Origin of the sequence: Gloeothece verrucosa PCC 7822 (genome assembly GCF_000147335.1) — a bacterium.
GTDB classification, from domain to species: Bacteria; Cyanobacteriota; Cyanobacteriia; order Cyanobacteriales; family Microcystaceae; genus Gloeothece; species Gloeothece verrucosa.
Window position 1 is genome coordinate 5,666,798 of record NC_014501.1, and the last position, 24,568, is coordinate 5,691,365.

The 24,568-nt window shown below is 39.8% G+C and carries 22 protein-coding genes; 15 read left to right on the forward strand and 7 right to left on the reverse strand.

Translation table 11 applies throughout. The features are described 5' to 3' along the window. The first annotated feature begins 20 nt into the window (after positions 1-20). Positions 21-479 (forward strand): SRPBCC family protein, encoded by a 459-nt coding sequence (locus tag CYAN7822_RS25505; RefSeq protein ID WP_013325145.1) that lies wholly within the window; start codon positions 21-23, stop codon positions 477-479. A gap of 143 nt (positions 480-622) precedes the next feature. Here CYAN7822_RS25505 and CYAN7822_RS25510 read toward each other — a convergent pair whose 3' ends face one another. After that, positions 623-1,246 carry a chromophore lyase CpcT/CpeT gene (locus tag CYAN7822_RS25510; protein ID WP_013325146.1) on the reverse strand — a complete coding sequence of 208 codons (624 nt, stop codon included), beginning with the start codon at positions 1,244-1,246 and terminating at the stop codon, positions 623-625. Between the two features lie 131 nt (positions 1,247-1,377). Here CYAN7822_RS25510 and psb29 point away from each other — a divergent pair, with 131 nt between their 5' ends. Then, positions 1,378-2,079, forward strand: coding sequence for a photosystem II biogenesis protein Psp29 (gene psb29, locus CYAN7822_RS25515; protein ID WP_013325147.1), 702 nt, complete (start codon positions 1,378-1,380; stop codon positions 2,077-2,079). Between the two features lie 199 nt (positions 2,080-2,278). Further along, entirely contained in the window at positions 2,279-2,764 is a 486-nt protein-coding gene (locus tag CYAN7822_RS25520) for a hypothetical protein (protein ID WP_245602643.1), read from the forward strand. Between the two features lie 52 nt (positions 2,765-2,816). On the opposite strand, the gene CYAN7822_RS25525 is transcribed toward CYAN7822_RS25520, so the two are convergent. Further along, positions 2,817-3,380: a DUF3124 domain-containing protein gene (locus tag CYAN7822_RS25525; RefSeq protein WP_013325149.1), complete on the reverse strand. Its 564-nt coding sequence runs from the start codon at positions 3,378-3,380 to the stop codon at positions 2,817-2,819. 27 nt (positions 3,381-3,407) lie between these two features. Further along, entirely contained in the window at positions 3,408-4,478 is a 1,071-nt protein-coding gene (gene murG, locus CYAN7822_RS25530) for an undecaprenyldiphospho-muramoylpentapeptide beta-N-acetylglucosaminyltransferase (RefSeq protein ID WP_013325150.1), read from the reverse strand. Between the two features lie 291 nt (positions 4,479-4,769). Here murG and CYAN7822_RS25535 point away from each other — a divergent pair, with 291 nt between their 5' ends. Continuing rightward, complete coding sequence (locus CYAN7822_RS25535; protein WP_013325151.1) at positions 4,770-5,573, forward strand: hypothetical protein; 804 nt, start codon at positions 4,770-4,772, stop codon at positions 5,571-5,573. A 157-nt stretch (positions 5,574-5,730) separates the two neighbouring features. Here CYAN7822_RS25535 and CYAN7822_RS25540 read toward each other — a convergent pair whose 3' ends face one another. Next, the gene (locus CYAN7822_RS25540) at positions 5,731-6,375 is read right to left on the reverse strand and encodes a PEP-CTERM sorting domain-containing protein (protein ID WP_013325152.1); all 645 of its coding nucleotides are present in this window, start codon (positions 6,373-6,375) and stop codon (positions 5,731-5,733) included. 189 nt (positions 6,376-6,564) lie between these two features. Beyond that, positions 6,565-7,224, reverse strand: a complete 660-nt coding sequence (locus CYAN7822_RS25545) for a PEP-CTERM sorting domain-containing protein (RefSeq protein WP_013325153.1) — start codon at positions 7,222-7,224, stop codon at positions 6,565-6,567. A 462-nt stretch (positions 7,225-7,686) separates the two neighbouring features. Here CYAN7822_RS25545 and CYAN7822_RS25550 point away from each other — a divergent pair, with 462 nt between their 5' ends. From CYAN7822_RS25550 to CYAN7822_RS25575, 6 genes are all read left to right on the forward strand, one after another. Then, positions 7,687-8,913 carry an acetate kinase gene (locus CYAN7822_RS25550; protein WP_013325154.1) on the forward strand — a complete coding sequence of 409 codons (1,227 nt, stop codon included), beginning with the start codon at positions 7,687-7,689 and terminating at the stop codon, positions 8,911-8,913. A 535-nt stretch (positions 8,914-9,448) separates the two neighbouring features. Then, entirely contained in the window at positions 9,449-10,222 is a 774-nt protein-coding gene (locus CYAN7822_RS25555) for a hypothetical protein (RefSeq protein ID WP_013325155.1), read from the forward strand. A 155-nt stretch (positions 10,223-10,377) separates the two neighbouring features. Further along, on the forward strand, positions 10,378-11,613 hold the full coding sequence (locus CYAN7822_RS25560) for a lipid-A-disaccharide synthase-related protein (protein ID WP_013325156.1): 1,236 nt from the start codon (positions 10,378-10,380) through the stop codon (positions 11,611-11,613). Positions 11,614-11,709: 96 nt separating this feature from the next. Continuing rightward, the gene (locus tag CYAN7822_RS25565) at positions 11,710-13,437 is read left to right on the forward strand and encodes an ABC transporter ATP-binding protein (protein ID WP_013325157.1); all 1,728 of its coding nucleotides are present in this window, start codon (positions 11,710-11,712) and stop codon (positions 13,435-13,437) included. A gap of 107 nt (positions 13,438-13,544) precedes the next feature. After that, the gene (locus CYAN7822_RS25570; protein WP_013325158.1) at positions 13,545-13,958 is read left to right on the forward strand and encodes a hypothetical protein; all 414 of its coding nucleotides are present in this window, start codon (positions 13,545-13,547) and stop codon (positions 13,956-13,958) included. Between the two features lie 440 nt (positions 13,959-14,398). Beyond that, complete coding sequence (locus CYAN7822_RS25575; protein ID WP_013325159.1) at positions 14,399-14,956, forward strand: L,D-transpeptidase; 558 nt, start codon at positions 14,399-14,401, stop codon at positions 14,954-14,956. Positions 14,957-14,968: 12 nt separating this feature from the next. Here the strand turns inward: CYAN7822_RS25575 and CYAN7822_RS25580 are convergent, their stop codons facing one another. Next, a complete protein-coding gene (locus CYAN7822_RS25580; protein ID WP_013325160.1) occupies positions 14,969-15,730 on the reverse strand; it encodes a class II aldolase/adducin family protein in 762 nt (253 codons plus the stop codon). A gap of 64 nt (positions 15,731-15,794) precedes the next feature. Between CYAN7822_RS25580 and CYAN7822_RS25585 the strand changes: the two genes are divergently transcribed. The 3 genes from CYAN7822_RS25585 to CYAN7822_RS25595 are packed head-to-tail and all read left to right on the forward strand — an operon-like array spanning position 15,795 to position 18,560. Then, entirely contained in the window at positions 15,795-16,793 is a 999-nt protein-coding gene (locus tag CYAN7822_RS25585) for an ABC transporter substrate-binding protein (RefSeq protein WP_013325161.1), read from the forward strand. A gap of 37 nt (positions 16,794-16,830) precedes the next feature. Continuing rightward, positions 16,831-17,646 carry an ABC transporter ATP-binding protein gene (locus CYAN7822_RS25590; protein ID WP_013325162.1) on the forward strand — a complete coding sequence of 272 codons (816 nt, stop codon included), beginning with the start codon at positions 16,831-16,833 and terminating at the stop codon, positions 17,644-17,646. A gap of 53 nt (positions 17,647-17,699) precedes the next feature. Continuing rightward, positions 17,700-18,560 (forward strand): ABC transporter permease, encoded by an 861-nt coding sequence (locus CYAN7822_RS25595; RefSeq protein WP_013325163.1) that lies wholly within the window; start codon positions 17,700-17,702, stop codon positions 18,558-18,560. Positions 18,561-18,632: 72 nt separating this feature from the next. Here the strand turns inward: CYAN7822_RS25595 and CYAN7822_RS25600 are convergent, their stop codons facing one another. Further along, complete coding sequence (locus CYAN7822_RS25600) at positions 18,633-19,235, reverse strand: cysteine hydrolase family protein (RefSeq protein ID WP_013325164.1); 603 nt, start codon at positions 19,233-19,235, stop codon at positions 18,633-18,635. A gap of 205 nt (positions 19,236-19,440) precedes the next feature. On the opposite strand from CYAN7822_RS25600, the gene CYAN7822_RS25605 reads away from it, so the two are divergent. Together CYAN7822_RS25605 and CYAN7822_RS36965 are read left to right on the forward strand one after the other, a co-directional pair. Then, positions 19,441-20,175: a hypothetical protein gene (locus tag CYAN7822_RS25605; RefSeq protein WP_013325165.1), complete on the forward strand. Its 735-nt coding sequence runs from the start codon at positions 19,441-19,443 to the stop codon at positions 20,173-20,175. A 309-nt stretch (positions 20,176-20,484) separates the two neighbouring features. After that, positions 20,485-24,546: a PAS domain S-box protein gene (locus CYAN7822_RS36965; RefSeq protein WP_157871850.1), complete on the forward strand. Its 4,062-nt coding sequence runs from the start codon at positions 20,485-20,487 to the stop codon at positions 24,544-24,546. Positions 24,547-24,568 lie beyond the last annotated feature (22 nt).

Here is a 24,568-nt window from a genome sequence, read left to right on the forward strand (position 1 = left end):
CAGAGGTAATTATTGATCTAATGTCATCACCTCAAGTGTTTGAGCAATCTATCCAAATTAATGCTAGTGCTACAGTGGTAGAAAAATGTATCACGGATTTGGAATTGATGCACCGTTGGTTGAATCCGGCTTTGCGTTGTGAAGCCCTAGGGAAATGGAATACAGAATTAGGCGGGCGCAGTCGTTTTATTATTCAAATTCCTCTAGTAAACCCAACTTTAAAAAGTGTGGTGGTTCAACGAGAACCGGGTTTAATTGTTTGGGCTTTTGAAGGGTTTTTTAAAGGGCGTGATCGTTGGGAATGTCAACCGAATGCTAAGGGAACTCTTTTAATTAATCGCTTTGAGTTTACTATTCCTAATCCTCTGGTGGGTTGGGGGTTTAATCTATTGGCGGCTAATTGGACTAAACAAGATATGAAGGCACAGTTAAGGCGGCTTAAACGAGTGGCAGAAGAGGTTTATTTATTGGAAGCTTAACCTGTAGGGCAACACAGAAAAGCCCATTGTCATCCTGAGTGACAGCGAAGGACCTCGAAAGTCAAGATATGTAATAAGAGATTCTTCGCTACCTTATGCTGTCCCTTCGACACCGCGAGGGGCTTCGGCTCAGAATGATAAAATCAATTTAACTCTTCTGAAAAATCTACCTGTTTCTGATAACAATAAGGCCCCATTAAAGCCCCCCAAATTGCTCGACCTGTATTAATATCAATGCCCTTATCATAAGTTTTCAACTCTTGAGAATTCACCTCAAACCCCAAAGAAACCTGAAAACTTTGACCTTGATAACTAAAAGCACAAGGAGACTCAGACACAGCAAGCGCCTTAAAATGATAATGATTCCCCGCTAATTGATTACTCTCAACCTTTAATGTACATCCCGGAGCCGTTAAACATTCTACTTGTTCTAGCGTTAACTGTTGTAATAACTCCGGTTTACGTCCTAAACCCTGCACAGGTGAGATGTCTTTAAACATATAATGTTCAACTTGTAAACATACCGGAGAGGTAGAAACCTGACGTAAGCGCCACAAGCGAGGCCGATAGGGCTGATCTAAATTCACGATACTCGCCTGTTCAGCAAACAGAGTAATACTATCTTCAGTAAAAAGCGGCACAGGACGTAACCACAAACGCAGATGAACAAACCAAGCAGCAGACTCCATCGCCTGTGGTCTATTTTCAAATTCGCCTGCTAGATAGCGTCCTAAAGTAATCAGTTCTGGTGCTAGTTTATTATTCATGAGTCATGAGTCATTAGTCATTAATCATCAGTGTTGTCCCTTCTCCCTTTCCCTACTCTTTATTTAACACTTGGCAAAGAGAACCATAAGAGAGACAATGAGATCACTGTATATTAAAGTTAAGTCTGTTTGTGGATAAGGTTAGAACAGTCTCAGATAGTAAAAGAGATTTTTATTCAAAGCACACCCGTCCGATTAATTCAGTTTACCGCCGGGTGGTGGAAGAATTGTTAGTCGAGACGCACCTCCTCTCAGTCAATTCAGATTTTCATTACGATCCCATTTATGCTTTAGGGGTGGTTACTTCTTTTGAACAGTTTATGCAGGGATATCGCCCAGAAACCGATAAAGAATCTATTTTTAACGCTTTATGTCAGTCTGTCGGCGGTGATCCTCAACAGTATCGCGGAGATGCCCAAAGTATACTGTCAACGGCTAAACAGTTATCAGCACAAGACTTACTCTCTAAACTTCAGTCTTCATCCATAGCTTACCCTCAAGGAGACAATAAAATTATAGAGACGCTTGTGGCAATCGCCAATGCTCCTAAATTTAAATACACTCGTCTGTTTGCTATTGGGATTTACACGATTTTAGCTGAAACTGACCCAGAACTGCTCAAAGATCAACAAAAGCGGCATGAGGTTATCAAACAAATTGCTGAAATCTTGCATTTACCCGAAGAAAAAATGCAAAAAGACCTCGATCTTTATCGTTCTAATTTAGAGAAAATGGAACAGCTATTGACAGTGATTGAGGAAGCTTTGCAAGCTGATCGCAAAAAACGAGAACAACGCGATCAAGCCAAAACCCAAGCAGAAACTTCTTCATAGACTATGTAACCTCGAGTTCTGGTGCGTTAAAATCTAACGAGTAGACTGTTTGAGCTACAATAGTGCTTTAAATGTCCGCAGAGAGGGGGAAATAAGCGCTTAAATCTTTTATAAGTGCGGAAAATTGCCCCGAACAATCTCAAAACATTATGGCCTTATTTTAGCTGAAACAGTCCATTACTACACACCTTTTTAGTTAATGCTCCATGAAATTAACATGATTCATCATATTTCTCTGCCGGCTCAAAATCCTCCTCATGTTGCTCAAGTTCTTGCTGAACTTTTTAATGGCTATTTTGCCCCTTTTCACTCTAATGCTGATAGCTATGTCGCTTTAGCTGCTGATGAGTACGGAACTTTAATAGAAGTTTATCCCCTCGGTACAGAAATGCTTCCCGGCAAAGACAATGAACCAATACAGTATCAACGTAATGAAAATTTTTCTCCCTTTATCGCTACTCATGCCGCTATTTCTGTTCCTAAAACTCAAGAGGAAATAGAAAATATTGCTAACCGAGAAGGCTGGCGAGTTTTGCGCTGTAACCGAGGGGGATTTTTTGATGTAATTGAGTTTTGGGTAGAAAATAACATATTACTAGAATTGGCTACCCCTGAATTAGCCCAACAGTATCAAGCCGCCTTAGCCCCTGATAAATTAGCTGAACTTTTTGCGGCACAAAATTAATAAGAATTAACAGATAACCGTTATTAGTTTCCTTAATTGTTTATTTAGCTATTTATGGACCTGGATAAGTTTTAATCACTCGACCATGACTGATCCAAGAAAGACCTTGACTAGCTGATGTACTAATCATCACTCCTTCTACTACTGGCTCTGAAACTTTTTCTTGAGCTACCCATTCCACAATAAAACTCGCACTTGTTCCTCCTTTTGTATTAGTTCTAGGAACCACAAAATCTTTAGCCGCTAGAGGAGAAATTTCAATGGGTTGCTTTAAATAGGATGCCACTAATTGCCCTGTTGAACTATAGTAATTAACAGATTTAATAATAATAGATTTTTTAAAATCTGTGTTGCGAACACTCAAAGTATTCGTTAAATCAAGTAATCTTTTTTCCGTTTCAAAATAAATGGAAGAATAAACGGGTACATAAATGGTTTGACCGGTAATAATTTTAATATTATTATCTAGGGTGACTTTTTTGACAACTTCGGGAGAAGGTTGATTATTAGGTAACTGACTGGGAGTATTTTCAGGCTGTTGTTTAAGTTCTTGTGATAGAAGAAAACCGACGCTTACAGCAGCAATAACTATCCCAATTAAATGAATAACTTTCATAAGGCAAAAGGCAAGAGGCCAAATGATTTACCGTTCCTTGTGGGCAACTTGACGGACTAAAGCCGCTAATCGTTGGGCACTATCAATAACTGCTAAATTAGCCGTTTTCTCAGTCATTTGTGGCAAGATTTCTGGAGAATTTAATAAATCTAACACAACTTTTTCTAATAACTGAGGGGTTAATTCTTCTTGACGATACAGATAAGCCGCCCCGGCATCAGCAAAAACTCGAGCATTATAAGTCTGATGATCTTCTGCCGCATAGGGATAAGGAATCAAAATAGCTGGCGTATGAGTAACCGCTAATTCAGTTAAAGTCCCTGCCCCTGCCCGACTAATGGCTAAATTAGCCCTTTGTAATAATCCTGCCATATTCTCATAAAAGGGCAAAGGAAAATATTGAGGATGTTTTAAACTATCAGCCGCTTGGTCTCTATCTCCAGTTAAATGAACCATATAAGCACCCACCTCAAACCATTTTAGGGCACATTGCCGCACCAATTCATTAACCGCTACTGCGCCCTGAGAACCCCCCACCACGACAATTAAAGGTGCCTCATCAGGAATCGGTAAATCTAAAGCTTGAGGCGTTAAAAATTGACTGCGTACAGGCGTACTGACCCAAAGGGTCTTAGCTTTGGGAAAATATTGAGAACTTCCTGCAAACCCTAAAGCCACCGTCTGACACCAACGGCTAAAAAAACGAGTGACTTTTCCGGGCAGATAATTAGATTCGTGGAGGATCACGGGAACTCCTTGCAAATGGGCGGCTAAAATAGCCGGGCCGGCAATATAACCCCCAGTGGTAAAAACTAAATCAATATTTCTTTGTTTGAGTAAGTTTTTCACCTGAAATACTGATGCAATCAAGCGCAGCAAAATTCGCAAGTTACCCACTACAGAGCGAGTTTGAAACCCTTCAACCGCAATGGTGTGCAAAGGATAGTCAGAAGGAACGAGGGTTTGTTCTAGACGGTTAGGCACCCCCAACCACTCAATTTTTAAGTCGGGTAATTGTTGGGCTACAGCAAGGGCGGGAAATAAATGTCCTCCGGTTCCACTGGCGGCAATGAGTAATCGAATTTGGCTCTGAGTCATTCCAAGTGTTATTGTAATTTTTTGAGTTTAATTTAAGAAACAATTTGGGAGAGCTATAAGTCCCACTCTCTAACCGAAGGATCGCGCATCTGGATAGATGGACTCCCCCCAAGCAAATTATAAGCTCGATTAGGAAGCGATCAATTACATTTACCAGAATTAAAGTTGGTGATAGGATATTACTAAGTCGAGCTTCAAGGGGTGATTAATATATAAACTCTATCGTGCGACTCGTTCCCATCAAAAGTCTAACAGACGTGTTAGCTTACCCACCATTTAAATTTTCAAGCAATGCGTAATAAGTTAAGCCTTCGACAACTATTGTTGCTTTCTCCCTTTCAGGGATTGATTTTGTTCCTGTTGAGTATAGGGATTGTTATCTCTCCTAAGACACTCCTACAAGCACAAACACAACCTGTGCCCAATGATTTACAAACTCTTATTACTCAAATTCAAACGGCGGCTAATCGGCATGATATTCAAGGGGTTATGCAGTTCTACAGCCCCCAGTTTACCAATTCTGATGGATTAACTTACCCCAATTTACAGCAAAGCTTAACTCAACTGTGGAAAGACTATAAAGACGTTAAATATAATACCCTGGTTGAATCTTGGAACCAAGAAGGCAACAAGACGGTTGCTCAAACGGTCACGAAAATTCAGGCCACCGGACAACATTTAGGAAGAACATTTAATTTAACTTCTACCATTACCTCAAAACAGCATTTTCAAAACCAGAAGTTAGTTTATCAAGAAATCATATCAGAAAAGACTGAAATCACTGCCGGTAATAATCCTCCTCAAATAGATGTACGCTTACCTCAATCGGTTAAAGTAGGGCAACCTTTTGATTTTGATGTTATTGTTGAACAGCCTTTAGGAGAAGATCGTTTAGCCGGAGCCGCTCTTAATGAAAAGATCTCTAGTGAGGGCTACCTCAATCCCAGTGCATTAGAGTTAGATTTATTACCAGCCGGCGGAATTTTTAAGCGAATTCCTGCCATACAAACCCCCCAAAATCATTGGTTTTCTGCCATTATCGTGCGGGGAGATGGGATGTCGATCGTTACTCAAAGAGTGAACGTAGAAAAATAATTTTGTAGGGGCATACATGAGTATGCCCTTCGATGCCTCAATTTTTAATTTTAAAAAATCTTAAAAATGATTTAGGTTGAACAGATTTGAATGTTAAAAGTTTTTAGAAAATTAAAGCTAAATAATGCGCGAAAAAGGGTTATTGACCTACTTTAATTTATTGCTTGTTTTTTGTTTTGCGAAATAAACCGCCGAAACCGATAGCCGCGCCGACACCTAGCATGGTGAGGGGTTCAGGTACAGCGAAGGAAGCATTATCAATTTCAAAGGCATCGACCAATGTCGAATTATTACCAAAAACAACAGAATTAAAAGAGCTTGTGCCGATCACACCCAGGAAGCCATCTGCTGCGCCAATGGTGTCATTAACTAGGAGGGTTTGCGCTCCCGTGCCATCGAAATCACCACTCAGTGTTAAACGACCCGCATTAGTGCTGATAAAATCGGCTCCGAAAGCGAACACTGATGTGGGCAAATTCCAGGTTATAGTGGTAGAAGCCGTAGCGCCACCGGTGGCGTTCTTGTATGTGCCCCCTGAAACAGAGTTATTATTAAACGCATTAGGCAGTGTAATATTAGCAGCATTAGTGGAAACAATCCCTGAATCTAGGGTAATCGACTGTGCCGAAGAGATATCGGTGCTAAATGTATCAGTGGTGGTGACACCGCCAAGGGCATCTACTGCTGATTGCCAAGCGGCGCGATTGGTATAAATTGTATATGCATGGGCGGAAGCAATAGAACCAAAGACCATAGCCATTGTTCCTGTGGCTAAAGCCAAGGATTTAACAGAATTATACATATTTTTCCTCGAAAAGGATTAAATGAACGTTAGCAGAGACAACAATATCATAGGCTTATGACTAAATCAAGTCATATTGCCTTGGTAAAGTATAAATTTAAGTTATTATTTTAGAAAAAGCGATTAACGAATTAATCAGGGCACACTCATGTATGCCCCTCAAAACTTCACTACTTTTTGAAAATTATCTTATTGCTTGTTTTTTATTTTGCGAAATAAGCCGCCCAAACCGATAGCCGCACCGACACCTAATAGGGTGGTAGGTTCAGGAACCGAGGCGAAGGAAGCATTATCAATTTCAAAGCCATCGACGAATGTCGAATTACTACTAAAAACAACAGAATTAAAAGAGCTTGTGCCGATCACACCCAGGAAGCCATCTCTTGCGCCAATGGTGTTATTAACTAGGAGGGTCTGCACTCCAGTGCCATCGAAATCACCACTCAGTGTTAAACGACCCGCATTAGTGTCGAAAAAATCGGCTCCGAAGGCGAACACCGATGTGGGGAAAGTCCAAGTAATACTCTCAGAAGCCGTATTACTAGCGATAGCGGTGGCATTTAGGTACACACCATCCTCAACAGCATTATTATTAAAGATTATTTCTAAAACATCAGGGGGAAGAGAATTGGTAGAGGTAATTCCTGAATCTAGGGTTATGCTTTGAGCTTTGGGGATATTATTGCTAAACGTATCAGTCGTAGTCACACTGCCGGCAAAGGCATCTACTGCTGCTTGCCAAGCGGCGCGATCTGTATAAACCGTGAATGCCTGAGCGGAAGCAACAGCACCGAAGACCATAGCCGTTGTTCCTGTGGCTAAAGCCAAGGATTTAATAGTATTAAACATGTTTTTGCTCTGAGATTATGGATAGAAACATTAGCAGACTCAACCATATCATAGGGCTATAAGAAAAGCAATATTTATACCTAATTTATAAGTTTAAGTTTAGGTTATTGTTTGAGAAAATTTAGCTACAAGTAATTCTTGTGAAAACGGCTACAGTTGCTTGTTTAAATCTTTTTCTTAAAAGGGGTTAGAAGCATAAATCTCTAGTAAACCCTTAGAAAATAGAGATAATACCCATTTGCGCTCATTCAAGCTGTCAATCTATTTATTAAAAAAATCTTAAAAGTTTCGTGGGTAAGGCATACAGTATTTTAATATTTTTTTAAGTTTTTCGGGTGCTTAGGGAAATGAAAACCTGAACATTAATAAAACCTCTACAATAGACCGATAGTTCCTAATAATTTAACTCCACTTAATCTAAAATGGCTAAAATGCGGAGTAAATCTTCATCAAAATTTGACTATGAAAATTTTGGTACTGAACGCCGGCTCTAGCACGCAAAAAAGCTGTTTGTATGATTTAAATGGGGAGACATTTCCTCAAGACCCTGCAAAACCGATATGGAAAGCTGATATTGATTGGACTATAGCTAGAGACTACGGACTTTTAAAAGTAAAAGCTAATGGCATTAATCAAGAAATTAAACTGGGCGGAGAGGATCGTCGCCAAGGAATTGCCCAAATGTTAGATACTTTAATACAAGGAGAGACTAAAGTCCTTAAGAATTTATCTGAAATTGATATTGTCGGTCATCGAGTGGTGCATGGAGGAACAGACTTTTCTCAAGCAACGTTGATCACCCCAGAAGTCAAAGAAACCATTGCTCGCTTAATTCCCCTCGCCCCTGCCCATAACCCGGCTCATCTAGAAGGAATAGAAACCATTGAGAAAGTTTTAGGAAATACCCCACAAGTAGCAGTTTTTGATACCGCTTTTCATAGCACTATTCCTCTTGAAGCGGCTGTCTATCCCATTCCTTATGAGTGGTATCTAAAGGGAATTCGACGCTATGGATTTCATGGAATCAGTCATCAATACTGCGCCACTAGGGCGGCTCAAATTTTAGGAAAACCCTTAAACACTTTAAAACTGATTAGTTGTCATTTAGGGAATGGCTGTTCTTTAGCCGCCATTAAAGAGGGCATAAGTATTAATACGACGATGGGTTTTACACCGCTAGAGGGGTTAATGATGGGGAGTCGAAGTGGTTCCATTGATCCAGAAATTCCGCTTTTTTTGCTGCGAGAATCAGGTTTAACACCCGAACAAGTTAGGACTATGCTCAATGCCCAGTCAGGATTAAAAGGCGTTTCTGGGGTATCTTCAGATTTAAGAGCCGTCATTCAAGCCATATCCGAAGGAAATGAACAAGCGAAACTGGCCTTTAATATCTATATTCATCGGTTACAGTTTTATATAGGAGCGATGTTAGCTTCTTTAGGGGGTTTAGATGCTCTCATTTTTACCGCCGGCGTAGGGGAAAATGCCGCTCTCGTTCGAGAAAAAACCTGTGAGGTTTTCCAATTTTTGGGCTTAAAATTGGATCAGACTCTCAATCAAGCTCATCCTGTGGATGCAGATATTGCGGCTTCTGATTCTACCGTGCGAGTATTAGTGATTCATACTGAAGAAGACTGGGCAATTGCCAGCAAATGTTGGATGATCTCCAAAAAATCGGCCCGTAGTTGACGTTACAATTAAAGAATAGGTTAGGTAGGGGACCAAGTAAAAGCGCCTATTCATCATCTTTCTCTTGCTCCCTACTCTTTTAATGCTATTTACTTTATAAGTAGGTGGACATTCATTAAAGTTATCTGGGTGAAAAAAACAACAGGGAACAGCAGTTCTATAAACAGCAAAGGCCCGAGTTCAGGGGTTTTTACATTTCAAGATCGAGTCTGTGGATTAAGTCGTGCTTTGATAAATTTGATAGTTGAGATAGGGAACACTCGAACAGAGAAGAGGGAATAGCACGCTTATGTACAATCTGTTGCTTGGGTACTTATAAATTTGTCTAATGGACAGTGGCAATAAGACGCTATTGTGCTTTAATTTTAAATAACTGTAGCTAGAAAAAGTAACCACCCATAAATAACAGCAAAAACATCTAGCCAGTCATTGCCCTTACTCAGTAATCATCAGCCAGAAACAGATTAATAGATTAGAGGAATGATCACCTCAATGAACTGAAGCTAAAAATTCGTCAATTTTAAGAAAAAGAACCATGAAACCAGCAAAACTCCCCTACAATTCTGCTAACAGACTTTTGATGATTCTTAACAAAACTCATTTATTTGGGCAAGAACGTCCTGAGTTACCCATCAGAGATATTTTTGCTAGTGCGATGCAGACTAAACGAGACATCAGTGCTTTTTATTGCGCTTGGGCAAAATTATTTTGCCTGATTGACCAATTAAAAAAAGACATAACACAATTACCTGAAGCCAAATATCATATCTATAAAAAAGCCCTAGAAGAAATTGTCAAAAATATTTCTAAAACCGATCTTTCAAGAAGTTGGGAAACTATGTCACACGAGCATTTTTTCTTAAATAATCCTAATTCTAATGGGTTTCATATTTTAGAACTCTGTGCCCTAGATCTCGGCAATAAAGAAACTGAAATAAGCCCAGAAAAATTAAGGTTTTTTCAAACACAGATAGAAAAATTTTTGCAAGAAATTCAAAATATTAAATCTTTTAATTTAAAAGTTTTTTTAGAAGATCAGTTATTAGAATTAAAAGAAAAAATAGAGTCTTATCAATTTTCGGGTTCTGAAGGGTTGAAAAAATCGGTGGAACAAAGCTTAGGATCGCTGCTGCTAAAAAATTCTGAATTTGAACAAACTTTAGAGGCAGAAAAACAACTGATACAGCATTTTTTAAAACTTCTAAAATATATTTTAGAGACTTTGATGCCAGTTAATCTACGCTTACCTGATAAAGTTTTAGATAGCTTCAATCTACAAGCTCTTAAACAATCTGACTCTTCTATTTAATGGTCATTAGTCATTGGTACTTTCCCCCTTCCCCCTTCTCCCTTCGCCGCTTGCACCTCGCGGTGCCGAAGTGTTGCCTGTTGCCTTTTGATTACCGTTAATGGCTCTCGAAACTTTAGCTGAGAGGATTTCATCTTTATGATGAGATACAACTTATGGTTAGTCCTGATCTAATATCGATGCCTTCCTCAAAACGAATCCTATTTATCAGTAACGGACACGGAGAGGATACCCACACCGCCGGGGTGATCCAATCTTTGCTGGAACTGTGTCCTACCATTGAACCAGCAGCCATGTCTATTGTAGGGGAAGGAAAGGCTTACCGTAACATCAATGTCCCCATTATTGGCCCGACAAAAATTATGCCTAGTGGCGGCTTTACCTATATGAATCGTCTTCTACTACTCAAAGACATTCAAGCAGGACTGATCGGCTTGACCTGGCAACAGTTACAAGCTACCTTAAAGTATGCTCGCGGGTGTGATTTCGTCATGGCCACTGGGGATACAGTGGGACAAACTTTTGCTTATTTAACGGGTCGTCCTTTTATCTCGTTTATCTCTTGTCTTTCTGCTCTCTACGAAGGACATTTAAATCTCGATTTACTTTTATGGCATTATTTTAAATCGAATCGTTGTAAAGCAGTAATTACTCGTGACCCTTATACGGCCGAAAATCTCAAGAGTCAAGGCTTAACTAAAGTTCACTTTGGCGGCATCCCAGGCCTCGATCGACTCAAACCCACCGGCAAAGATTTGCAACTGAAAAGTGGTCTTCCGATGATCGCTTTGCTACCAGGTTCAAGACTGCCAGAAGCCACCAGAAATTTCATTTTACAGCTACAATTCGTCTTAGAAATTGTTAAAGTCCTGCCCATTGAAAAAATACAGTTTCGCGCGGCTTTAGTTTCCTCGCTGATGTCTCAATTAGACGAGATAGCTTATAGTCAAGGGTGGCAACATGAGCAAGGAAAACTCACTTATTCTCCCCCAGGAAATGAGCCGCATCAGCCGCCTATCGCTGAAATCCTTTGTTACTCGGATGCTTATAGCGACATTGTGGATCAATGTACCCTTGTGCTGGGTATGGCGGGATTAGCCGTAGACCAAGCGGTGGCCATCGGAAAACCGATTATTCAAGTTCCAGGGTGCGGACCACAGTTTACCTATCAATATGCCGAATCTCAAACCCGACTATTAGGGAGTTCAGTACAAACTATCGGCACAGAACCGGCTACCCCCCAGATTCTTAAAATAGCCGCCGTTAGAGTGGTTGAAACTTTGCAAGATACTGATTATTTGGCGGCTTGTGTGGAAAATGGCAGAAATCGACTCGGGCCACCCGGGGCATCTTATAGAATTGCTCGTCTTGTGTTAAGTTATTTGGATTAAGTACCTGGACACTCTATAAAGCACTCTATGTGTTTTGAAATGTAAAAACCCCCAAAGCCTGCGCCTGTTCCCTGTTTCCTAGTGAAGTGAGATGAAATGAAAACCCGTTCTAATTATTGGCAGTTATTGCCTTATCTGTGGCCCCAATGGCCGAGAATAGCCAAAGGTTTGGCCTGTATTTTAGGATTTGTCTTAGCCACTTTGGTACTTCCCTCGCTTGCCGGAAAGGTGTCAGCGTTTGTTGGTGAGGGAAATGTTCAGGAAGTGGCCTATTGGATAGGGATAACCACAGGGGTGTTTTTGATTCGGGGACTGTTTCAATATGGGCAAAATATCTTTATGATTTCTGCCTCTTTAGATATGGTTTTGGCTTTGCGAAAACAAGTCTATACCCATCTGCACAAACTCGGGTTAGATTATTTTGAACAGGCAAAAACCGGAGACTTGACTTATCGTTTAACAGAAGACCTTGATCGCATCGGTGAGGTGGTGGATAAGTTATCTCACCAGTTTCTCTCTTGTGCTTTACAGATTATTGCTATCCCTATCTATATGCTTTATCTGAACTGGCCTTTAACCTTGGCAAGTTTTATTTTAGCTCCCTTGATGGCTTGGTTAATTGGTCGTTTTGGTGAAGAGTTATTGGTGTTATCTCGCCGCAGTCAAAATCAGATTTCCAATTTATCGGCCCTTCTCACAGAAGTGTTCGGCGGCATCCGTATTGTACAAGCCTTTGCCGCCCAAAATTATGAAGTCAAGCGTTTTAGCCAGGAAGCTGAACAAAATCGCAAAGCCAAGTATCGCGCCTATCAAGTAAAAGCCACACAGTACCCAGTAGTGGGTTTTTTGGAAGCGGTGAGTATTATGTTGCTGTTTTTGTTGGGGGGTTGGCAAATCTCTCAAGGAAAACTGAGTTCTCAAGACTTTATTAGTTACCTAGCCGCAGTGGCTTTACTCCTACAGCCGATTGATTTAGTGATCAGTAATTACAATGAGTATAAGCAAGCAGAAGCCTCTGTTGATCGTGTCTTTGAACTGTTGAATGTAACACCGAGTCTGTCTGAGAAAAAAGATGCTCTCATTCTGCCGCCGGTGACGGGTAAGGTAGAATATCATGGCGTTTGTTTTGCCTATCAACCTGAGAAGCCGATTCTCAATGATTTTTCTCTGTTAGTTCAACCCGGAGAAGTGATTGCTTTAGTGGGTGCATCCGGTGCGGGTAAAACCACTCTGATTAATCTATTGTTACGGTTTTATGACCCTCAGTCGGGGCAAATTCTCATTGATGGTATTGATATCCGAAACGTTACTTTAACCAGTTTGCGTCATCAAATGGGAATTGTTCCTCAAGATACCACGCTTTTTTCCGGTACCATTGCTGAAAATATTGCTTACGGACAAGAAGAATTAGATTGGACAGCCATCGAAGAAGCGGCTAAAATTGCCAATGCTCATGCGTTTATTGTTCAGTTACCCCAAGGTTATCACACTTGGGTCGGAGAAAGAGGGGTAAACTTATCAGGAGGTCAACGTCAACGCCTGGCCATTGCTCGCGCTGTACTTCTTAATCCCCGTATTTTAATCTTAGATGAGGCCACTTCAGCCTTAGATTCTCAATCAGAAGCTTTAGTTCAAGAAGCCCTAGAAAGAGTCATGCAAAACCGTACTGTATTTATTATTGCTCATCGTCTCAGTACCGTGCGGCGTGCCGATTGTATTTTAGTCTTAGAACAAGGCCAAGTCATTGAGTCTGGTACTCACAGCGAACTTTTAAACCGGGGCGGACGTTACGCTCAATTTTATGCTCAACAATTTCAAGAATGAGCCGCCGCTTTCAATGTAAAGTTTTGTAACAAAGCCGATTTAAAATTAGTAATTTTACAGAAAACTGATGTGGTTATCTAATAAGAATAATTACAGGATATAGAGACATGGTTCAAACCCCAGCGACATCAGTTCGTCAAGCGAATCTGTTTGAATTAAGCAACGATTGTGTGCAGATTGTTTATTCTACCACTAGCTTTAGTGGTCGTCCACAACTAAATTACCTTAACAAGGACCAAAAATTCAATTTTCAAGGAGATGAAATTAGAGTTCAAGAGACAGAAATTGGTAGCTTAGTGACTGTGACTCTAGAAACTATTCCGGATTTACTAACCCGAACTTTAAGTTTACTGGTTCCACTCGTCAATTTGCGCGGGGAAGACTTGCAAACCCTAATTCAAACTATTGCTATTGAAACTGTCTCGAGAACCACTATTGGTGGGCCTGATCTCGTGGATGGTGCGGTTCAAACTTATGAAACCATTTTCCTCAAAGGACAAGCGCGTTTTGTTGTGTTCTAAATGACTCAAGGGAAGCGCAAAAAGCCGCTCATCAAACAAGCATAATTAGATTTTAGGGAATTTAGAAATAGTTGATTAGCGACGCAGGGTAACGTATCAATGCACATTTAGTATTTTTGATGCGTTACTTTTTCCTATCCTATAGCCATCTTATTTTAGTTATAGCGTTTCTCAAATCAATGAGGTACACCTCAATTTTATTTTTTATTACCTGTTCCCTGTTCCCTGTTCCCTGTTCCCTGTTCCCTGTTCCCTGTTCCCTAAAATCGAAAAACTATGTACCTCACTAAAATGAGAAATGCTATATAAGGTTTGGCTGTGACAGTAATACAAAATAAATCTAAAGATAGAGCGCATTTAATAAAAGTCTTGTTAAAACTGAACTATAAGCTCAATAACTGCTAACTTATACCAATTCTCAGAAAAAGAGGGATTACGGCGTGAAAAAGACAATACTTGCTGTTTCAATCTTATCTCTTATAGGAGTTTGCGCTTACATTAATAATGTTGCCTCAGCCGAAAAAAACGAGGAAATTACTGCTCAAAATATTTCTCCCTGTGAAACCTGTCTGCAATTAATTCGGGACCCGCAAGAACGGACAAATCAACTGGGAAATCCGCTTTATTTGTTGGAAGTTTATCTTGATGGACAAATCATTTATACCTTAGAAGCTGTTAGCGGGAGAGCTTATTCTCAACAAAGAAATCGCAATATAGCCGGGACAGAAGCACCGCTTCCGGATGGGGAATATCGCATTAGTCAGCGAATTCAGCGCGGCTCAATGCGAGAAGTGGGTGAAACATTTATTCCGGTCTATCCTCTTTTTCAGACTGGAAGAAGAGATTTAGGCATTCATTATGACCCTAGCTTCAATCAAAATAATGGAGAAGATGGAACCTCCGGCTGTATTGGCTTAACCAACAAAGCGGACCGCAATTTAATTAACCGGTTTGTGCAAAATTATCATCCTCAAGAATTGATTGTTAAGATCGAATAGAAGCCGCTCGCTTTAATCTAATAAATCCGGTTCTAGATGAACTATTTTGTCATAGAGAGATTGAAAACTCAGCCAACCTAAATAATCATTTCCCACCTGACTATAGGTTAAACTGGCCACATTTGGCTCGATTAAAATCGGTTTTCCCACTGCTTCGGCCATTAATTGTACTTGACAGGACCTATCCATCGTAATAAACCACCAGGCCGCCTCATCTACCGAATGACCCACCGTCAATAAACCATGATTGCGTAAAATAATCGCCTTTTTTTCCCCTAGAGTAGCAGCAATGCGATCACCCGTTTCGAAGTCTAACACCACCCCTGTATAGTCCTCAAACAAAGCATGGTCAAGATAAAAAGCACAGGCATCCTGAGTAATGGGGTCTAACAATCTTCCTAAGCTTGACCAAGCTTTCCCATAAAGAGAATGAGCATGGGCAGCAGAGATTATATCTTGACGAGCTTGGTGTATTCTAGAATGTATGGCAAAAGCCGCTCCGTTAACCGTTTTCTTTCCTTCGACTACTTCACCCAAGTGATTTACCAACAGTAAATCCGACACGCGAATGTGACCAAAATACATTCCAAAAGGGTTAACCCAAAAATGATCGCTCAACTCGGGGTCACGTACTGTAATATGTCCAGCAACGCCTTCATCAAATCCGTAATGAGCAAACAAACGTAAGGCGGCGGCTAATCTTTGTTTACGGTAAAGTCGCTCATCTTGCAGATTATTAAATTCCGGAGGCTGTTGAGCAATCAGTTTAGACATAGTGATTGTCAGGGTAATCCTCATTTTATACTATATTCAAACTAGCATTTTCTCGGAGGAATGAGTGATTAAATTTTTCAGAAAGCGCTCACTAAAGGGGTTAATCTATTTATTACTTTTTATAGTTTGTGGAATTCTGCCTATTGCCTGTAATTCAGGCCCATCTTCTGCTCAAACCCTTACAGTAGGGGTTTCGCCTTGGCCTGGATATGCGGGCCATTATGTGGCCATGGCCAAAGATATGTTTAAAACTGAAGGGGTAACAGTCAAAGAAATATTTTTCCCCAATCAAGGCGATTCTGATGCGGCTTTTTTAGCGGGTAAAGTGGATTTGAGTTGGCAAGGATTACCCAATGCTGTTATGCAAATTAGCCGTGATCCTTCGATTAAAATTGTCTTTCAGTGTGACTATTCTAATGGTGCAGATGGCATCCTTGGCCGCAATATTAAAAAACCCGCAGATTTAAAAGGGCAAAAGGTAGCCCGAGAAAATATTTTATTTGAAGAATTAATTCTACGCCGCTATCTTGAAAAAATGGGATTAACTCGTGAAGATGTGACGACGGTTGATCTAACGGCGGCTGATGCGGCGGCGGCTTTTACTGCCGGTAAAGTCAATATAGCGGTTACCTTTGAACCTTGGATGACGAAAGCGGCATCTGAAGGCAAAGGAGAAGTGGTTTTTTCGACAAAAGATACTAATATTGTGCCAGATGGGTTGATGGTCAGAGACAATGTCCTTCAAAACCGTCAAGCGGAGTTACAGGCATATTTAAGGGCCATTGATAAAGCCACCAAGCTGATTAAAGCTAAACCGTCTGAATTTACTGATATTATTGCCAAAAATTTAAGTATTCAAGCGGCAGAAGTCCCCGAACAAATGGCAGGGGTTAAGCTTTATGATCTAGACATGAATAAAACCCTTTCTTTTAATGCTAGTGAACCGATGGGATTATTTAATAGTATAGACTTTGCGTCAAAATCCGCCAAACAGATGAATTTAATACCCCAGGAAATTGATGTTAAAGCCGCTTTAGTTGATTCGGTGGTCAAATCGCTTTAGAATTTTAACAATAGGTTTTTTCTTGGGTTGATGAATGATGAGCGATCTTTTTGCAATTGATAGTCTGGATTTATCTAGTCAGACTGGTGAAACATTTTCTCAACCTAAGTTAGAGGTTGAAAAGGTGTTTAAACATTTTCCACACCTGAAAACAAACTTATCGGTGTTGGAAGATATTAATATTCAAGTATACCCGAATGAATTTGTCTCTATTGTAGGGGCTTCGGGTTGTGGAAAATCCACTTTACTGAATATTATTGCCGGGTTAATTCCCCCTTCGGCCGGACAAGTTTTGATGAATGGGGAAGTCATTGAAGAACCCGGATCAGATCGCGGAATGGTGTTTCAAAATTACACCCTTTTTCCTTGGCTGACTGTAGCTGATAATGTGGCTTTTGGGTTGAAGTTACGCGGCTTATCTTCAGGAGAAATTAAAGAGCAAGTATTTTACTATTTGTCAATCGTAGGTCTTACTCAATTTGCTAAGGCCTATCCTAAACAATTATCAGGCGGAATGAAGCAACGAGTGGCCATTGCTCGTGCTTTAGCCAATCATCCAGAAGTGTTACTGATGGACGAACCTTTTGGTGCATTAGATGCTCAAACTCGAGAGCAAATGCAGCAGTTTTTTTTAGAACTTTGGGAGCAAACCCATATTACGGTTTTAATGATTACTCATGATGTTGAGGAGGCAGTTTTTTTATCTGGGCGGGTATATGTAATGATAGCTAATCCGGGCAGAATTAAGGATGAATTTAAGATAGAACTGCCTCCAGAACGGGATTTAGAGATTAAAATGAGTGAAGATTTTTGGCAAATTAAGCGGCAGATTCTTAAATCTCTACAGCCTTAAAAAATTTGGGTGACAATCTTTAATTAAATATTTTTTAGCTCGAGGATAAACCGTTGGAAAATCAGCCCGTCAATCATCAAACAAGCCAACAGAAACCGGTTAGCAAAAAGCCGAAAAAAAGAAGTTCTGTCTTTTGGAAAGTGCGCTCAGATGTTCCCGTCAGACTGTATTACACGATGGTGGGGTTATCTCTTTTAATTCCCTTGTTAATCTGGGTCCTGTTGACTTATGGCAAATTGGTTAATCCTCTTTTTGTTCCTACGCCTACCCAAGTGATTCAACAGGCGATCGTTGTTTTAAGTAATGGTCAACTGATTTCTGATACTTTAGTGAGTGTTTCTAGAATTCTTTGGGGCTTTTTGTTTTCTGCAATTTTGGGTGTTCCTATTGGCTTGTTAATTGGTACGTTTAAAACAATGGAGGGCTTATTAGAGCCGATTTTAGGGTTAATGCGTTATATGCCGGCGGCGGCGTTTATTCCTTTGGTGATTCTCTGGGTAGGATTAGATGAGCCGGCTAAGGTGACGATTATTTTTTTAGGGACATTTTTTTATAATGTTTTGATGACCGCAGATGCAGTTAAATTTGTCCCCAGTGATTTGATTAAGGTTAGTTATACTTTAGGGGCTACCGAGAAAGATATATTTTTTAAGGTGATTTTTCCGGCGACTTTACCGAGTATTATTGATACTTTACGAATTAATATTGCTAGTGCTTGGAATTTTGTGATTGTGGCAGAGTTAATCGGGGCTAATAGTGGTCTGGGTTATCGCATTTTAATGGCGCAACGGGTGTTGAAAACTGAGGAGATTTTTCTCGGGATTATTTTGATTGGGTTGATTGGTTTGGGGATTGATTGGTTATTTAAGTTGTTATTTCGCTGGGTAGTTCCTTGGGCGATTGATAAGGTTTGAAAAACGGAATTTTATCTTTTATTTTAGCCATTACTAAAAAAAACACTAGCCGATGTGGGCGTGGCAGAGGGATCAACTCCACAAGCTAACCACCTCATCAGTCGTAGAAACATAAGCAAAAACATCACTCATACAGAGTAAAGCCGCCTGATAATACTCACGAGAAATGCCGGCGATGGCATCTTTAGGCACAATTACCCGATAATCGAGATTACGAGCCGTATAAACAGTATTCATCACACAGACATGAGCCGTTACCCCACAACAGATCAAATTTTCAATGCGTTTTGAGCGTAGCAACAAATCAAGCTCAGTACCCATAAAACAATCATAACGACGCTTATTGAGGATACGGTAATCAGATGGTTGAATATCTAACCCATCGGTTAACTCACAGCCTGGCGTACCCTCAAGACAATGTAAAGTATCAAATTCAAGCTCAATGCCAAAATCACTGTGATCAGCCCGGTGCATTTCATAAGTAAAAATGACTGGTAGAGTATGAAATCTTGCCCACTCAATCAACTGATTGATCACAGGGACTAAATCTCGTCCTCCTGGGGTTTCCTGTACAGCCTCTACATCAATAAAATCCCGTTCCATATCAATAATCAGTAGAGCGGTATTAGTGGGATGAATTTTATCAATGGGTATAGCTCGAATTCGAGGTTCCATAGCCTTTAAAAAATATATGGTTAAAAATTATTGATTGAGTGATCGAGTCGTGTTCAATTCGTGATAAAGATCACCCGTTCAAGGGCAACATTGTTTTAAACTAGACAATATCAAAACATGGTAAGGTGAAAAATATAGCAAAGGCAAGTCAAAAATCTTAACTGCACTAGGCAGCGTAGGAATTGTTAAAAATCTTAAAGACCCGATGAAACAGCTTTTTGAATATAATTTTAACAACGGATTAAACACTAAAGCCGTTCAGGTCCGTGATTGGCAAGAATTACCTCAAGCCTTGCAACTGCTTGGATTTACCCGCTCTTATTCCACCCTCGTTTTAGTCGGTGGTGCCGGAAAAATCAGCGAGTCTGACTATGCCCTCGTGCAAAAAATCTTTCTCAGAATTTTAGCTCCTTTGGCAGAATCATTACAAATTACGGTGGTTGATGGGGGGACAGATACCGGCATTATGCGCTTAATGGGAAAAGCGCGTGCTTCCATTGAAGGGACTTTTCCCCTACTCGGGGTAGCCGCCTACGGAACAGTGGTTACTCCAGGACTAATGACTTTCAATAGAGACGCGGCTTGTCTTGATCCTTATCATACCCATTTTGTTTTAGTTCCGGGTCATCGTTGGGGAGATGAGTCTCAATGGTTAGCTCGTATCCCTAGTATTATTTCTGAGACATCGCCTTCAGTCACTCTAGTCATTAATGGAGGGGAAATTACTTGGCACGATATTAACTTTAGTGTTAGAGAAGGCCGCCCCACCTTGATTCTAGCCGGCAGTGGAGGAACAGCCGATCAAATCGCTGCGGCTCTACGAGAAGAACTCTGTGATGCTCCTACAGACACCTTAATTTCTTCCGGACTGATACAGGCGATCAATATACAGCATACACACCAATTAGAGCAGAGTCTTAGAGACTGTTTTAAGCACTAAACTTTAGCGGCACAAAAATTGAGGTCGTCGCTTTGAGGAAGTCTCTACAACTGAGAAAAAAATTTCCTCAGTTTATAATTCTTTACAGATAGGGCTTAATCTATTTTAAGGATTTTTCAGCAGTAGGAGTCGGGAAAGATCAGATAAAATAATAGATAAGCAAAGTCTATTGTCCTGTTGAGATTATATGTTTTGAACTGCTTCTAGTTCTCTAAGCCGACAATTTAATATTATCCTTCCGACAGTTACCCCGATTGTCGCTAGGAAGGAGCAAGGGGAAACAGTTTAAATTCATTTTTTTTAAAATCTGTGAATAAGTCTGTCCAACGTCTTTACCTCTTGATGGATAATCACGAGAACGAGTTGATCGATCAACTTCTCGAAACGATAAAGCAGTCGAAAACTTTTTCTCGGCCCCAATGCGCTGATAGCTCTTATCAGTTAATGATGAGTGATTTGGCTAAAATGGCTATCCCCCAAATATCTTTGGCTTTAAAAGAAGCCCTTGAAACTAGCTCGGAGCGGCAAGAATTCGCTTCAAACTTTGAGGAAATTTTAACAATCATTGATAACTTTATTATAAAAACTGATGCTCCCGAGCAACCCCCACCCTTAAATATTATTAAAGACTTTCTAAAAATCTGTTGTAAATTTTATCTAAAAATCATAAATTTATCCGATTTAAATGAAAAGAATAAGCCAAAATTAAAACGAAATACAAGTTGCTTTTTTGAAGCGTTGGAATTAGAGATTTATAAACAAAAATGGATTCAAAAAATAGACCCCAAAATACCGATATTTTCCGAGAAAAATTTTGCTTTATTTAAAGAAAAACAATCTCTAAAAAACCCAAAAAATATTGAGCTAAATGAAGCCGAATTACTGTTTGATAAAAATCATAAAATCATTAGCTTAAACTCACCAGCAGCAATCATTTTAACGGGAGGCAAAAATCAAGCAGAAGCCTTAATTTTTCTGCAAAAAGAGATGAAGCGAAAACTCTTGTGGTTAAAAACTCAAATCGAACAGTTTAGCCGCTCAAATCAAGAGGAAAACAAGTGTAAAATTTTCATTAAAACCCAACTAGAGCAACAAAGATTTGAGGCTAAATTTACGAGGAGAGCAGAGGGAACAGCAGTAACTTTAACTCGCTTGTTTGATCTCCCAGATAGCCAAACTAATGTTCAACAGCTTGAAAAAAGATTAAAACCCGAAGTGACCCCCAAAGATAACCCTCATAACCCACCCTCAGAAAATCGTATAAGCATTAAAGAATTTGCGATAACTTCGTCAATTAGTGCTATAGCTATAGGAGATTTACAAGGAAATTTAACTTATGTTAATCAAGCCTTTTTGGAAATGTGGAGATATGACAACGATGACGAAGTTTTAGGAAAACCTTTTTTGAACTTTTGGCAAATTGACCAACAAGGGGAAACCTTAATACAAACTATCCGCACTCGTGGTCAATGGATAGGAGAATTGATAGCAAAAAAGAAAGATAAAAGTTTATTTAAAGCTCAAGTATCAGCAAATCTTGTCAAAAATGAGGCTAATATCGCTATTTATATCATGATCTCAGTGATGGACGTTAGCCAACAACAAGGAACAGAAGAATCATTACAAAAACTGCTAAGACTTTATACAAATTTAACTCAAGCCGCCCCGGTAGGAATTTTTCGGGCTGATGAAAGCGGCAAATGGCTTTATGCTAACGAAAAAGCCCTGTTAATCAGTGGAATTAGCTTAGATAAAGCAATTGGCATGGGATGGGCCAACTATGTACACAATGATGATCGAGCCAGAGTTTTCAATGAATGGATTAAATCGATACAAACTCAAACCTCATGGCGGACAGAATATCGTTATAGACACTCAGACGGTAATAATACCTGGGTTTTAGTACAAGCGATTCCTGAAATGGATGAACAGGGAAAAATCGTCGGCTACCTAGGCACATTAACAGATATTACAGAACGAAAAAATGCCGAAGAAGCCACCAACAAAATTAATGCTCAAATGCAGGCAATTTTTGATGCTTTTCCCGATATTTTATTTCGCATCGACCAACAAGGAACCATTCTAGATTATAAAACTCAAGACCATCACTCTTTATATTGTTCTCCTCAAGAGTTTATCGGCAGAACTGTTCAAGAAGTCTTACCGGAATCAGTGGGAAATTTACTGTATGAAGGAGTGCAAAAAGCCTTAGTCAGTGGAGAAATCGTCAGCATAGAATATTTTCTCATCATTGCCTTACAGAAACGATTTTTTGATGCTCGTATCGTTCGATTGAGTCCTGTAGAAACCATTGCCGTTGTTCGAGACATTAGTGACCGCAAACAAACTGAACTGGCTTTAAGAGAAAGTGAAGAACGACTAAAAACCATTATCTCAACCAATCCTAATGGGCTATTGATTTTAGATTTACAAGGCAAAGTTCTTTTTGTGAATCCAGCCGCAGAAATTCTTTTTGGCAGAAAACAAGAAGATTTGATGGGGCAAATTTTAGGAATTCCTATTATTGTCAATAATTACAGTGAAATAGAAATTCTCCAGCCGAGCGGGAAATTAATTATAGTCAGAATGCGATTAGTAAAAATTATTTGGCAAGAAAAAAACGCTTTTCTCGCTTCTTTAGTCGATGTGACAGATATTCAGCAGGCACAAGAACAATTAAAAATTCTTTATCAAGCAACCGAACAAAGTCCTGTCTCAGTAGTCATCACTGATGCAGAAGGAACTATAGAATATGTCAATCCCAAATTTGAGAAAATCACCGGATACCAACGAGCAGAAGTAATCGGGCAAAACCCACGTATCCTTAAGTCCGGTGAAACCACGACGGAAGAATATAAACAAATTTGGAAAACCATTACATCAGGGCAAGAATGGCATGGAGAATTTCACAATAAAAAAAAGAATGGAGAGCTATTTTGGGAAGCGGCTTCTATTTCACCGATCAAAAATGCAGAAGGAATTATCACCCATTTTGTAGCAGTAAAAGAAGATATTACCGAACGCAAAGCGCAACAAACCACTCTCACTTATCAAGCTAACTATGATGCTCTAACCGGCTTACCAAACCGTTTTCTAGCCATAGATAGACTGAAACAGGCAATTTTGCAAGCCGACCGTCAAAAAAAACGAGTAGCGGTCATGTTTATCGATTTAGACCACTTTAAAGATGTCAACGATACCCTAGGTCATGAATATGGCGACTTACTGCTGCAAAAAGTTTCTCAACGTCTCAAGCAGTGTTTACGAAAAAGTGATACAGTAGCTCGATTAGGCGGAGATGAATTTTTAATTATTCTTCCCAATTTACGAGAAACCCATCATTGTAAACTCATTGCTAGTAAAATTCTTTCTAGCTTAGAAAAACCTTTTAACCTATTAACAGAAGAAGCTTTTATTTCTGCAAGTATTGGCATTACTCTCTATCCGGATGATGGAAACGATGTTAGTGTGCTGATGCGGAATGCAGATGCTGCCATGTATTTAGGCAAAAGAGGAGGACGCAATGATTTTAAATTCTATACGATGGGTATGAATGAAGAAGCGCAATCTCGCCTGCGGATAGAAAAATTACTGCGTTATGCTCTCAAAAAAAATGAATTTTACCTCGTTTATCAACCCATCATTGACTTAAGGTTCCAGACAGTCATTGGCGCAGAAGCTTTACTGCGTTGGAATAATCCCGAACTCGGCCGAGTTAGTCCTGATCAATTCATTTCTATTGCCGAAGAAACCGGGTTAATCAGTGAATTAGGAGCGTGGGTGATCTCTCAAGCTTGTCAAGAAGTGGTGAACTGGCAGACACAAGGATCACCCATCTGGGTAGCGGTTAATCTTTCTCCTCGTCAATTTAGAGAGTCAAAACTTCTAGAAATCATCAGCAATGCTATCACGCTCAATGGCATTACTAATCATTATTTAGAGCTAGAAATAACCGAAAAATTGCTCTTAGAAGATTTTCCGGGCTCTAAAGGCATCATTGAGCAATTGCATGAGATGGATTTTCGTCTCTCAATCGATGATTTTGGGACGGGATATTCCGCTTTAAGTTATCTGATCAAATTTCCGTTTAATCGCTTGAAAATTGACCGTTCATTTATCGCTGATATCCCCCACAATCAAGAAGTATTGGCATTAGTAAAAACCATTATTGCTATGGGACATGGGCTAAAATTGCAAGTAATAGCAGAAGGTGTAGAAACCACTGAGCAAGCAAATATCCTTGAAGCTGAAGGGTGTGATTATGCACAAGGTTACTTTTTTAGTCGCCCCTTACTGAGTGAAGAGTTCCGCCGCTATTTACAATCCCATCAAAATCCTCAAGCGGCAATTAACCCTATTGATGATCAGTAATAAGGACATTATTTGATAGTAT